This is a genomic window from Haloarcula ordinaria (assembly GCF_029338275.1).
Classification (GTDB): Archaea; Halobacteriota; Halobacteria; order Halobacteriales; family Haloarculaceae; genus Haloarcula; species Haloarcula ordinaria.
In genome coordinates, this window is record NZ_CP119789.1 from 2,102,454 (window position 1) to 2,114,687 (window position 12,234).

Below are 12,234 nucleotides of genomic sequence, written 5' to 3' on the forward strand. Positions count from 1 at the left end.
ATGAGCGCGAGCGACCGCTTCGAGCAGCTCCGGGAGCAGACGTCGACAGAATCCAGTGACTCGACAGCCCCCACGCTGCTCGCGGTCGTCGCACTCGCCATCTCGCTGTTCGTCCTGTCGCCGCTCGTCTGGCTGTTCCTCCGCGCCGGCGAGATAGCCCCCGCGCGCGCCCTCGAACTGCTGACCAGCCAGACCACTGTCGAGGTCACGCTCAACACCCTCGTGCTGGTCGTCGGCGTCACGGCGGCCTCCGTCCTCATCGGCGTCCCGCTGGCGATACTCACGGCCCAGACGGACCTCCCGTTCAGACGCTTCTGGACGATTACGGCGGCGCTCCCGCTGGTCGTCCCCAGTTACATCGGCGCCTTCGCCTTCGTCTCGGCGTTCGGGCCTCGCGGGGTGCTGGCCGACCTGCTCGCTCCGCTGGGCGTCGAACAGCTCCCGACCATCTACGGGCTTCCCGGCGCCGTCCTCGTCCTCACGCTGTTTACGTACCCCTACGTCTTTCTCACGACGCGCGCGTCGCTCCTCTCGTTCGACGGGACCGTCGTCGAGGCGGCTCGCTCGCTGAACCACACGCGCTGGGAGGCGTTCAAGCGCGTCACGCTCCCCCAGATTGCGCCGGGCATCGCCGCCGGCGCACTGCTCGTCGCACTCTACGCCCTCTCGGACTTCGGGACGCCCGCCATCATGCAGTACGACGTGTTCACCCGGATGATATACAACGAGTTCGGGGCCCGTCGGCTGGACTACGCGTCGGTGCTCTCGATGCTGTTGCTCGTGATGGCGCTCGGAATCCTCGCCGTCGAGTCCCGTCTCAACGCCGGTCGCGAGGGCGCGTACGTCAGCCGCGGGTCGCGCCAGCCCGGCCAGATTCGACTGGGCTACTGGAAGGCGCCGGCCCTGGCCTTCTGTGCCGGCATCGCGGCGCTCTGTCTCGTCCTGCCCATCGGTATCCTGCTCCAGTGGCTCGTGCGCTCGGGGACCGGATACAGCGGCGGCGGGTTCGTCTTCGAACTCTCCTACGCGTGGAACTCGGTGGGCCTGGCCGCTGTTGCGGCCGGCATCAGCGTCCTCGCGGCGCTCCCGGTGGCGTACCTCTCGGCCCGCAGCGACACGCGACTCGGCGCGCTCCCGGAGCGTGCGACCTACGTGGGCTACGCGGTCCCGGGCGTCGTGCTGGGCCTGGCGCTCGTATACCTCGGGCTGTCGTACGTCCCCTTCCTCTACCAGAGCGTCATCCTGCTCGTGTTCGCCTACGTCGTCCGGTTCCTGCCACAGGCGGTCGGGACGACGGAGTCCTCCATCCTCCAGGTCGACCCGAGCTACATCGAGGCGGCCCGGTCGCTGGGGTACAACCCCATCTCGGCGTTCCGCCAGGTCGTCCTGCCGCTCGTCGCGCCGGGCCTCGCAGCCGGCGCGGCGCTGGTGTTCCTGACGACCATGAAGGAATTGCCGGCAACGCTCATGTTACGACCGACGGGGTTCGAGACGTTCGTAACGTATATCTGGCTCGTCCAGGGAGCCGGTTACTACGGGCAAGCCGCTATCCCGGCGCTGATACTCGTCGGCGTCTCGGGGCTCTCCATGCTCGTCATCCTGCGACGGGAAGGTAGTTCGTAATGTCCAACCAAACACACACACAGCGACTCTCCGCGTTCGATTCGGTCGACGCGGCGGTATCGGACCCGGACCGGACGGTCCTGCGACTCGACGGCGTCACGAAGGACTACGGCCAGGAACTCGCGGTCGAGAACCTGGAACTCGAGGTCAAGGAGGGCGAACTCCTGACGCTGCTGGGTCCGTCTGGCTGCGGGAAGACGACGACGCTTCGGATGATCGCCGGTCTCGAGACGCCCTCCGCGGGCACTATCTCGCTCGAAAACGACGTCGTGGCCGGCGAGGGGACGTTCCGCAAGCCCGAGGAGCGGGACATCGGCATCGTCTTCCAGGACTACGCGCTGTTCCCGCATCTCTCGGTCGCGGAGAACATCGCGTTCGGCCTCACCGAGATGGACGACGCGGCCGCAGGCCGCCGGGTCGACGAACTCCTGGAACTGGTCGACCTGACCGACCACCACGACAAGATGCCCGCTCAGCTGTCCGGCGGCCAGCAACAGCGCGTCGCGCTCGCCCGCTCGCTCGCGCCGGAACCGGACGTCCTCCTGCTCGACGAGCCGTTCTCGAACCTGGACGTCCGGCTGCGCGTCGAGATGCGCGAGGAGGTCCGCAAGATTCTGAAGCGCGCCGGCGTCACCGCCATCTCCGTCACCCACGACCAGGAGGAGGCGCTGTCTATCAGCGACCGGGTCGCCATCATGAACGACGGCGCCATCGCGCAGGTCGGCGACCCCGGCGAGGTGTTCGAGAACCCCGAGAGCCGCTTCGTCGCGAGCTTCCTCGGGCAGGCGAGCTTCCTCTCGGCACGGGTGGTCGACGAGACCATCGAGACGGGGCTGGGCTCGTTCGGCACACACCTGCTGAACGGGCCGGTCGAGGCCTACGACGGCGCGATGGTCGACGTGCTCGTCCGCCCCGACGACCTGCAGGCTGTCCCGGCAAGCGAACCGAAGGCCGACGGCTACGTCGTCCACCGCCAGTACAACGGCCCGTCGTTCGTCTACCGCGTCGAGTTGCACAGCGGCGACGTCGTCCACTGCATGCACAACCACGTCGAGACGTTCGAACCGGGCGAGCCGGTCGAAGTCGACCTCGCGGCGGACCACGAACTCGCCTGGTACCCCGCCGAATGAGCTCCCTGCGGCGACCGTCGGTCCAGGCGGCAGTGGTCGCCGTCCTCGGGGGGCTGGTCGTCTTCGCGCTCTCCACCGTCGTCTTCCCGTACCACACCACCAACCACGACGAGGCCGTCTACCTCCAGCAGGCCGCGATGCTACTCGACGGCCAGCTCTTCCTCCGTCCGCCGGTCGCCGAGACGTTCCGCCCGTGGTTCTTCGTCGAAGACGGCGGCCGGCTCTATCCGAAGTACACGCCGGTCGCCGCCGCCGTCTTCGCCGTCGGCCAATTGCTCGGTGGATTCCGAATCGCGCTGGCGCTGGTCGCGACGGGTACGCTCGCACTGACGTATCTGACCGTCCGTGAGGCGTTTGACGAGCGAACCGGCGTCGTCGCCAGCGTCCTCATGCTGGGCTCGCCGCTCTTCCTCGTCGACGCGTCGGTGTTCCTCTCCTACGTGCCCACGATGCTGTTCAACATCGGGTTCGCGGCGGCCTACCTCCACGCCGACCGGACCGGACACAACGGGACCGCTTCGCTCGCCGGCGCCTGTATCGGCCTCGCGTTCTTCTCGCGGCCCTACACGGCCGTCCTGTTCGCGACCCCGTTCGTTCTCCACGCCCTCTGGTCGCTCCGCGGGTTCGAGCGACCGGTCCTCGTCCGCGTCGGTCTGACGGCGCTGTTCGGCCTCGCCGGTGTCGGGCTCACGCTGGCGTACAACTCGGTCGTAACGGGTGAAGCGCTGGTCTTCCCCTACCAGGCGTTCGCCCCGAACGACGGTCTGGGCTTCGGTCGCCGGTCCATCCTGGGGTACTCGCGGGAGTTCACGCCCGCGCTCTCGCTCGAGGCCAACGTGGAACTCCTCTCGAAGTACGCCACCCGCTGGGTGGTCGCCGGGCCCCTGGGCACGCTCGTCGCGCTCGTCGGAGTCTGGACTGCGACGCGCCGTGGACTCGACAGTCGGCAGAGCGCGCTCGCGGGTGTCTTCCTCACCGTGACACTCGGGAACCTCTACTTCTGGGGGACGGTCAACATGCTCGGCGACCTGGCCGACCCGACCGACGGGCTCGTGCGCTTCCTCGGCCCGTACTACCACGTCGACCTGTTGGTGCCGACCGTTGCGTTCGGAGCCGTGGGTGTCATCGCTGTCGGACGCGCAGTCACCTCGACCGTCGAGGAGCGCGTCGCCCCCGCTCGAGTACGGCCTGCACTGGTGGCCGTCACCCTCGTCCTCGCGACGCTGGGCGGGACCGCCGCCGTCGCCGCCGCTGCGGACCCAGTCGGCGACAATCTGGAGGTGACCCGGCAGTACGAGCAGGCGTACGAGCCGTTCGAAGACGACGGCTACAACGACGCCGTCGTCTTCCTCCCGACGCCCTACGGCGACTGGCTCAACCACCCGTTCCAGGCGCTCCGTAACGACCCTGGGTTCGACGACGGGACGGTGTACGCCATGCAGCACCGCCAGTTCGCTGTGGTCGACGCGTATCCGGACCGGGCCTACTACCGCTACGTCTACCGCGGGCAGTGGGCCCCGTTCCTCGGGCAGTCCGTCGAACCCCGCGTCCAGCGGGTGAACGTCGTCGAGGGCAGCGCGGTCGGGGCCGACGTCACTGCGACGATACCTGCCCAAGCCGAACTGGTCTCGCTGCGGCTCACCGACGACCGGGAGAACGCCTACGCGACCGCCAGGGGAGTCGAGACGCTGAACGTGACCCTGCGGGTCGGCGAGGAGCAGACCCGGATGAGCGGACCAGGGCTCGACGAGACGGCGACGGTTCCGACGCCCGAGCGCGGTCCCGTCGCGCTCTCCGCCTTCGTCGACTACGGGACCGGTGCCGGGTTCACCTACCGCGTCGTCGTGCCCGTCGAACGCACCGAAGCGGGGGTCCGTGCACTCACGCCCCGACTGGAGATGTGCCGAGACCAGCGCCGTTGTGACGGCGAGGCGGCGTACGTCCCCGGGGCCCACCGTGACGGCATCGAACTGAACGCGACGCTGTCCGAGGTGACTACCGAATGACCGACTACGAACTCACACGACGGGACGCACTGAAAGCACTGGGCGCGGCAGGTATCACGGTTGCCGGTGGCGCGGCGGCACTGACCTGGGATGGTTACGAAGAGGGGGAAACACCGCTCTCGACGCACGACCGCGAGACGGTCCTCGCCGTCGCAGATACCGTCTACCCGAGCGAGGTGTCCGGCGTCCGGGAGTTCGTCGACGGGTTCCTCGCCGGCCGCGTCGACGCCGACCCGGACCGAGCAGGGGGCATCTCGGCGGCCGTGGCTGCGCTCGACGAGTACGCCAGGGAGTGGGAGGACGCGACGTTCGTCGACCTCGACCCTGAAAAGCGAGACGGGACGCTGCGGGGGTTCGGCGTGGCCATCGCTGACCCTGACCCCGAGGGCGACCCGCGAGAGCGCGTCCGCTACTACCTGGTCAACGAACTCCAGTTCGCACTGTACAGCTCGCCGACCGGCGGGCGGCTCGTCGGCATCGAGAATCCGCAGGGTCACCCCGGCGGGACGGACAGTTATCAACGCCCGCCGGAGTAGCTGCCGTCGGCCGACGTTCCGAGTCCCCTCGCTACCGGAGCCGCTCCTCGAGGGCCACCTTCACGATGGATTTCGCGATAGCGAGGCCGCCCGAGAACGGGTCGAGCTTGGTCTCACCGGCTCGCTCGTCGTACTCGATGGGGCGCTCGCGGACGTCGTAGCCGCGCATCAGCGGCCGGATGAGCAGTTCCGCCGAGAGACCGGTGTTCTCCGTCCAGCGAATCTGGTGGAGGAGTTCACGTCGGTAGGCTCGCATCCCGGTGGTCGTGTCGTGGACGCGCTTGTCCATCAGCACGCTCGCGAGCAGTGCGAACAGTTCGTTTCCGAGTCGGTTGAGCCGTGGCATCTCCTCGGCGCCGAAATAGAGGCGGTCGCCGCTGACCACGTCCGCACCGTCGTTCATCTCCGCGAGGAAGTCGGGCAGTCTTTCCATGGGGTACGTGTCGTCGCAGTCCGTCGTGACGACGATGGGGCGGTCCGGTGTGAGGACGGCTTCTCGGACGGCCACGCCGTAGCCCTGTGGGTCCTGTTCGACGACGCGCGCGCCGTGTTCCCGTGCAATCTCTGGGGTGCGGTCGCTCGACCCGTCGACGCAGACCACCTCGGCTCGGCCGTCGGTCACCGATTCGATGTCCGCGAGCACCGTGCCGATGGCTTGCTCCTCGTTGTAGGTTCCCATCACGACGGCCACGTCGTCGAAGGTGAATGCGCCTCCGTCTACTGCTTCGGTACGCTGAACGCTCATTAGCAAGTGGTCCGTCCTCGCCCCTCTTGAACTTTTAGGTCCGCCAAAAATCGTAACAGTGAGTTGACTTTTCATGGCGGCTACATGGACGGCACGCTACCGCGGTCGACGCGAATCTCGTAGGCTTCGATGTCCTCGTAGGTCGCGACCTGGCCGCCGACGTCGACCATCCCTTCCTCGGTCTCGACGACGAGTGTCGCCACCTCGCGACTGGAACTGTACGTCGCTTCGGCGACCCGTCCCTCGACGACCCAGCTGTCGCCCGTCTCGACGTCTCGGCCCTCGATAGTGGCGTAGAACTCGCCCTCGATGCTGCTCAGGTCCGAGATACAGCGCCGGATGGTGCCGTACCGGCGCGGGAAGGCGAGTTCGTCGCCGTTCGAGAATATCGTCTCTGCCGTCGTCCACAGGACGGTGTTGAGGAATCCGGAGACCAGAAAGCCCAGTTCCGAGCGGTTGAAGATGACGCCGTAGCGGTCCGTCTCCCCGCGGATGCTCTCTCGCGTCGCGTACATCGAGTAGTTGCCGTCGGCGATGGCGACCACCGGTGTGGTGATGCCCCGCCGGGCGCGCACGGTACTCGCGACGCCACGGTAGTCGAACTCCGACTTGTCGGGGGCTTCACTGGCCGGCGAGACGAGGATCTCGGTCGCGATGCCGCTCTCGTGTCGCTCCCGAAGGCGGTCCTCGAGTCGTCGGAGCAGCGAGGGCGTCAACGACAGCATGAGCTCGTACTCGGCCGCGTCGATGATGTCCTCGAGATAGCGGAGTATCGTCGGGCGGGATTTCACCAGCGACACGGCCTCCGGCTCCCGGGCCGGGGCGGTGTACCGCTCGGCGAGGCTGTCGACGAGGTCGTCCAGCGACGACTGGATGTCGCCGAACGACTCGCGCGGGTCTATCGCCAGCACTTTCATCGGCCGCGTCTCCTTGAGCTCGACCAGTCCGACGTCGCCCAGACTCCGCACCGTATCGTACACCCGGGGCTGTGGGATGTCGGTGTGCTCCGATATCTCGGAGGCGGTCAGTTCGCCGTGTTGCAGGGTGGCCAGATACGCCGCCACCTCGTACTCGCCGAGATTGAACCGGGAGATGACCTGTTCGAGGGCGGCCTCCAGGTCGTCACTTGCCATGTGGGACAGCTCTCAAGTCGTCTACAAAGAGACTTCGCCTTCCCGAAAGTCTCTCCTCAGAAACGGGGCGCGTTCGCATCGGCCAGCGTCCGGTTGCGGAGCGCCGTTCCGCTCGCCCGGTCGAAGACGTGAATGGCTTCCTCCGGGAACCCGACGACGAGCCGCTGGTCGGCATCGACACTGCGCATGCCGTCGAGGACGGCGGTGAACAGTGCGCTCTGGGAGGCCGCCGCGTCCTCGAAGGCGAGATGGACGACGTTCTCGTCGCCTTTCGGCTCGACGACGTCGACCGTCGCGTAGTAGTCGTGGTCCGAGCCGACGGCCGACTTGAGTTCGACGTCCTCGGGGCGGATACCGAGCGTGAGTTCGGTGGCGTCGCCAAGGTCGGCGAGCGTCTCCTCCGAGAGCTCGTACTCGAAGTTGTCGGCGACGAGCGTCGACCCCTCGCGCTCGACCTCGAAGAAGTTCATCGCCGGTTCACCGATGAACCCGGCGACGAAGAGGTTGTTGGGCTCGTGGTAACACTCCAGCGGCGTCGCACACTGCTGGAGGATACCCTCGTCCAAAATGGCGACGCGGTCGGACATCGTCATGGCCTCGACCTGGTTGTGTGTGACGTACACCGTCGTCACGCCCAGGTCCTGCTGGAGCTGCTGGAGTTCGGTGCGCATCTCCGCTCTGAGCTTGGCGTCTAAGTTCGCCAGCGGCTCGTCCATCAGGAACACCTTGGGGTCCCGAACGATAGCGCGGCCGAGCGCGACGCGCTGTTGCTGGCCGCCAGACAGTTCGTCGGGCACCCGGTCGAGCAGTTCCGGGATGCCCAGGAGGTCGGCCGCCTCTTCGACCCGCTGCGTAATCTCCGCGTTCGGCAGGTCGGTCGACTCCTCGAGCCCGAACGCCATGTTCTCGCGGACGGTCATGTGCGGATACAGTGCGTACGACTGGAACACCATCGCGATGTTCCGCTTCGTCGCCGGCACATCGTTGACGACTTGCCCGTCGATGCGCAACTCGCCGGACGTGATGTCTTCGAGCCCCGCTATCATCCGCAGGGTCGTCGACTTCCCACAGCCGGAGGGCCCGACGAGGACCAGGAACTCACCGTCCTCGATGTCGATAGCGACGTCGTCAACGGCGACTATCTGGTCCCCGTCGTCGTCGAAAATCTTCGTCACGTTGTCGAGTGTCAGTCGTGCCATCGCGTACACTGTGATTGAGACACCGCGTATATCATTGTTCTGCTATCTCCCGAGAGAGCCCTCAGACTGCCTGAATCGTCCCTCGAAGGGTAATACGACTACGCGACTGCACGCAAAAAATCGGCGTCGGACCGGGGCGTCTACTGACTGTAGGCGTCGGACATCTGTCCGAGGACGTCGTCGTTGGACGCACCGGAGATGAACGAGCTGATTGCCGAGCTCACACCGGACGCGATTTCCGGGGGCGCAGCCAGGCCGTGTGCCAGCGAACGTGGCTGGGCGTCGCTGTTCTGGAAGTCTTCGATTTGGTCCGTCGAGAAGTCGTTGAACGGCTCCGTGGAGACGTCGTTGCGGGGCGGAATCGCGCCCTTGCCCGGACAGAAGATCTCCTGGGCCGTCGTCGTGCCGACGAACTGACACCACAGCGTCGTCGCTTCCGGCGACGGGTTGTTGATCGGGTACGGGAACGAGTCCATGTTCAGCGCGTAGTTGCCCGCGGTGCCGGGGAACGGCACGTAGTCCCACTCCTCGCCGTAGGTGAGGTCGTTTGTGATGTACGTCCCGGCCGCCCAGTCGCCCTGGTGGATGAAGGCGGCGTCGCCGTTGATGACCTGCGAGTTGGCCTCGGTCCAGGAGATGGACCCGGCGTCGCTCGGGTAGAACTCGCTGTAGTCCCGGACGATGTCGAGCGCCTCGGCCAGCGAATCGCTGTTGGCGTCGATTTCGCCGTCCTCGAAGGTGGCGCCGTAGGTCTCTGCGTCCGTGATTCCCAGGTAGACCGTCGCGAACAGCTGGATGGTCGACCACGGCGCGTTGGTCTGATGGGCCATGCCGGTGTACCCGGCGTCGGAGACGGCCTGCAGGGCCTCGGTCACGTCGGCGGGCGTCTCGAGGCTGGTCGGGTCGACACCCGCGTCCTCGACGACGCTGACGTTGTAGAACAGGTTGTTGATCCGGTGGATGTTCAGCGGGACCGTGACGTAGTTCCCCGCCGGCTGAGCCGCTGCCTTCGGCCCGTCGAGGTACGCGTCCTCCATGCTGTTCTCGCTCCAGACGGAGTCGCCGATGTCCTCGAGCAGGTTCGCATCGGTGAAGGGCCGCAGCGCCGCACCGGGCCAGTTCTGCCACGTGCTCGGGTGGTTGCCGTTCTGAATTCGGGTCCGGATGTTGGACTGGAGGTTCTGGCCGGCACCGCCGGCGATGAGGTTGTCGTCGAAGTCGACGAACGGGTACTCCTCGACGAACGCGTCCATCACGGACTGGATGGCTTCGAGTCCGTCACCCTCGCCCCACCAGTGGGCGACCTCGAGTGTGCTCGTCTGAGTCTGTCCGTCGCCGCCGTCGCCGCCGTCGCCGCCATCGCCGCCGTCGCCACCGCTGCCGCCGTCACCGCCGCTCCCGCCGTCGCCACCGCTGCCGCCGTCACCGCCGCTCCCGCCGTCGCCGCCACAGCCGGCGAGGGAGGCAGCACCTGCAGCGCCTGCGATGCGGAGCGCGTTGCGTCTCGATAGCCGCTTGTCAGAGGGTTCGTCAGTCATGAGTAAAGTAGTTCCTCGTTAAGTCGTATTGACGATTCAAACTTAATACTTCGGTATGACAACAGTGTTCGTTTTAGTTACGCCGCCGGTTCCTGATGCTTCGATTTAGGGCTCGAAAGTCGTAAAATCGCGATATTCCTCGTTCGTTGGTGTACAGCCTTGATTTAAATACTCTGGCATGTCTTGACAGATTTCGTATCTATGTGTGAGGACCTCATCCAGGTTCGTCTGAACGACCCTCGCGTACCGCTACAGCGTCTCAGGTTCGACGGAGAGCGTGTGGCGTCCGAAAATGTATCTCGAATGATTACACGGAATACAATTAATATTTTCTCTACCGACTCCGATGATGCGTTACTGAAAAAACCGGAGACACTTGTCCCGAGAGCATTGCCTATTAAGTCGTCCAACGCGGAGACACGTACATGAAGAACATCGACGACCTCGTGGAGAGTGCCTCGGACCTCGCCGAGCGCGGCCTCTCCAAGGGCGAAATCGCGGACGAGCTCAACGTCTCCCGGGAGACGGCGAGCTGGCTGGTCGAACGGAGCGGCACGGGCACGAAACCGACGCCGCCGACGCCGACCGGTGGGCCGCACGACATCCACGTCGACTGGTCGGCCATCGGCCGCGACAGCGCTCGGCTCCACCATCTTGGCGCCGCGATGGCCGACCTGCTATCGAAGCAGGGCGAGGACATCGACCTGACCATCGGTATCGAGAAGGCGGGCGCACCGCTCGCGACCACCGTCGCACAGGAGCTGGAGACGGACCTCGGGACCTACTCGCCGTCGAAACACCAGTGGGACGACGACGACAACGCGACGAGCGACGGCTCGTTCTCCCGGAACTTCGCCCAGATTCGCGACCGTGACTGCTTCATCGTCGACGACACCATCACCAGCGGGAAGACGATGTCAGAGACTATCAACGCCATCAAAGACCAGGGCGGGAACCCCGTCGCCTGTGTCGTGCTGGCGGACAAACGCGGCGTCGAGGACATCGAGGGTGTGCCGGTCTACTCACTCGTCCAGGTCATCCGCGTCGAAGCCGACGAGTAACCCACAGCAGCGAAGTGGGACACTGTCCCGCAGGCGGTCCGTTTCTCGCGTCGGACGGTGGCTCTCTTTCGGCCGTCGGTCCGCTTGGGAACCCGACGACTCCCGAAGCGCGTCTCAGTGCTGTCGTTCAAATAGAGACCGCGGCCTGCGACGCGGGTGGCGTTTCACAGATGGAGGACGCCGTGGCGCTCAAGTTCGAGGTCGTAGCCGACCGCCTGCACGCGTCTCGTCGGCCACTCGCCAGTCACGGAGAGCGTCTCGACCCCCTTCTCGCTGACGAGGTGGGTGTCCTCACTCTTTGCACCCCGTATCGTCGGGTTCCAGGCGTAGCCCTGCGGGAGCACGACAGGGGCGTCGCTGTCAGGGGTCGCGATCCACTCGCGCCCGTCGAACCCGGCGGCCCCGCCTTGATGGTGGTGCTGCCACTCGCCGTCCCAGCCCACCCCGTCGTAGGCGGCCTGAATCGCGGCGAAGACCTCGCTGGCCGTGCCACCGTCTCGACCCACGGCCTGCGTCGCTGCCAGCGCGGACGTCTCGACGCGCATCGCTTTCCGCGTCCGCTCGGCCAGCCACTCCGGTGGGTCGAACGCGACTGTCCGCGTCGTGCTCGTGAACAGGCCGTCACGGGTTCCCGTGACCGAGAGGAGGGCGTAGTCGCCGACCGGTTCCGATTTCGGCGTAAAGTGTCGGTAGCGCTGTGCGCGTTCGCTGCCGCCGACGAGGACCACCGGTGTGGCGATGTCGCGGGCTTCCAGCTCCTCGCGGAGGGCGGCGGCGACACCGCGTTCCGTATCATCTGGGTCGATTCCGCGCGCGACTGTCTCGACGGCTACGGCCGTCTCCTCGCTCAGCGAACGGTAGGCGGCGGCCTGGGCGTCGGTCAACGGCTGGCGCAGTGCGGTCGCGTCCACCGACTCGAATCCCTCGACGTCGAAGTCCGCGGCCGCGGGCGTCGGACTCACGGACGCGACTGCCTCTTCGAGGCCGCCGCTGTACCACTCGAACGTCTCGACGGTCACGTCCTCGCCCAGTTCCTCGTCGCGGAGGCGGCTGGCCTCGATGTTGTCCGTGACCACCGTCACCCCGTCGCCGTCGTAGCCGGCGGCCGCAACGCCGCGGTCCCCGGTTCTATCGATGACGTTGTCGCCGCCCGTCAGCCACGCGAAGGAGTTCGGCCGCGCGAACCACACGGCCGCAAGGTCGTTCTCTGCGAGGTGCGCGTCGAGTCGCGCTTCGAGAGTCATACTGGGTCATCCCGGAGGC

General features: G+C 66.4%; 10 protein-coding genes. 5 read left to right on the top strand and 5 right to left on the bottom strand.

Annotated elements, in window-relative coordinates; all coding sequences use genetic code 11:
- The 4 genes from P1L41_RS11245 to P1L41_RS11260 are packed head-to-tail and all read left to right on the top strand — an operon-like array spanning position 1 to position 5,295.
- Positions 1-1,623, top strand: coding sequence for an ABC transporter permease (locus P1L41_RS11245; RefSeq protein WP_276295820.1), 1,623 nt, complete (start codon positions 1-3; stop codon positions 1,621-1,623).
- Complete coding sequence (locus P1L41_RS11250; RefSeq protein WP_276295821.1) at positions 1,623-2,753, top strand: ABC transporter ATP-binding protein; 1,131 nt, start codon at positions 1,623-1,625, stop codon at positions 2,751-2,753. Before P1L41_RS11245 ends, P1L41_RS11250 begins: the two co-directional genes overlap by 1 nt.
- Complete coding sequence (locus tag P1L41_RS11255; RefSeq protein ID WP_276295822.1) at positions 2,750-4,759, top strand: ArnT family glycosyltransferase; 2,010 nt, start codon at positions 2,750-2,752, stop codon at positions 4,757-4,759. Before P1L41_RS11250 ends, P1L41_RS11255 begins: the two co-directional genes overlap by 4 nt.
- A complete protein-coding gene (locus P1L41_RS11260) occupies positions 4,756-5,295 on the top strand; it encodes a gluconate 2-dehydrogenase subunit 3 family protein (protein ID WP_276295823.1) in 540 nt (179 codons plus the stop codon). The genes P1L41_RS11255 and P1L41_RS11260 overlap by 4 nt, the downstream gene beginning before the upstream one ends.
- Before the next feature lie 31 nt (positions 5,296-5,326).
- Here the strand turns inward: P1L41_RS11260 and P1L41_RS11265 are convergent, their stop codons facing one another.
- From P1L41_RS11265 to P1L41_RS11280, 4 genes are all read right to left on the bottom strand, one after another.
- On the bottom strand, positions 5,327-6,040 hold the full coding sequence (locus P1L41_RS11265; protein WP_276295824.1) for a dolichyl-phosphate hexose transferase: 714 nt from the start codon (positions 6,038-6,040) through the stop codon (positions 5,327-5,329).
- Between the two features lie 80 nt (positions 6,041-6,120).
- The gene (trmB, locus tag P1L41_RS11270) at positions 6,121-7,173 is read right to left on the bottom strand and encodes an HTH-type sugar sensing transcriptional regulator TrmB (protein ID WP_276295825.1); all 1,053 of its coding nucleotides are present in this window, start codon (positions 7,171-7,173) and stop codon (positions 6,121-6,123) included.
- 56 nt (positions 7,174-7,229) lie between these two features.
- Positions 7,230-8,372: an ABC transporter ATP-binding protein gene (locus tag P1L41_RS11275; RefSeq protein WP_276295826.1), complete on the bottom strand. Its 1,143-nt coding sequence runs from the start codon at positions 8,370-8,372 to the stop codon at positions 7,230-7,232.
- Between the two features lie 140 nt (positions 8,373-8,512).
- Positions 8,513-9,910: an ABC transporter substrate-binding protein gene (locus P1L41_RS11280; RefSeq protein WP_276295827.1), complete on the bottom strand. Its 1,398-nt coding sequence runs from the start codon at positions 9,908-9,910 to the stop codon at positions 8,513-8,515.
- A 425-nt stretch (positions 9,911-10,335) separates the two neighbouring features.
- Between P1L41_RS11280 and gfcR the strand changes: the two genes are divergently transcribed.
- Complete coding sequence (gene gfcR / locus P1L41_RS11285; protein ID WP_276295828.1) at positions 10,336-10,971, top strand: transcriptional regulator GfcR; 636 nt, start codon at positions 10,336-10,338, stop codon at positions 10,969-10,971.
- A 164-nt stretch (positions 10,972-11,135) separates the two neighbouring features.
- Here gfcR and P1L41_RS11290 read toward each other — a convergent pair whose 3' ends face one another.
- Positions 11,136-12,215 (bottom strand): M24 family metallopeptidase, encoded by a 1,080-nt coding sequence (locus P1L41_RS11290; RefSeq protein WP_276295829.1) that lies wholly within the window; start codon positions 12,213-12,215, stop codon positions 11,136-11,138.
- Between the last annotated feature and the right edge of the window lie 19 nt (positions 12,216-12,234).

Coding starts and splice junctions, on each gene's coding strand:
- P1L41_RS11250 (WP_276295821.1), top strand. CDS start 1,623: ATGTCCAACCAAACACACACACAGCGACTCTCCGCGTTCGATTCGGTC.
- P1L41_RS11255 (WP_276295822.1), top strand. CDS start 2,750: ATGAGCTCCCTGCGGCGACCGTCGGTCCAGGCGGCAGTGGTCGCCGTC.
- P1L41_RS11290 (WP_276295829.1), bottom strand. CDS start 12,215: ATGACTCTCGAAGCGCGACTCGACGCGCACCTCGCAGAGAACGACCTT.
- P1L41_RS11275 (WP_276295826.1), bottom strand. CDS start 8,372: ATGGCACGACTGACACTCGACAACGTGACGAAGATTTTCGACGACGAC.
- P1L41_RS11265 (WP_276295824.1), bottom strand. CDS start 6,040: ATGAGCGTTCAGCGTACCGAAGCAGTAGACGGAGGCGCATTCACCTTC.
- trmB (WP_276295825.1), bottom strand. CDS start 7,173: ATGGCAAGTGACGACCTGGAGGCCGCCCTCGAACAGGTCATCTCCCGG.
- gfcR (WP_276295828.1), top strand. CDS start 10,336: ATGAAGAACATCGACGACCTCGTGGAGAGTGCCTCGGACCTCGCCGAG.
- P1L41_RS11245 (WP_276295820.1), top strand. CDS start 1: ATGAGCGCGAGCGACCGCTTCGAGCAGCTCCGGGAGCAGACGTCGACA.
- P1L41_RS11260 (WP_276295823.1), top strand. CDS start 4,756: ATGACCGACTACGAACTCACACGACGGGACGCACTGAAAGCACTGGGC.
- P1L41_RS11280 (WP_276295827.1), bottom strand. CDS start 9,910: ATGACTGACGAACCCTCTGACAAGCGGCTATCGAGACGCAACGCGCTC.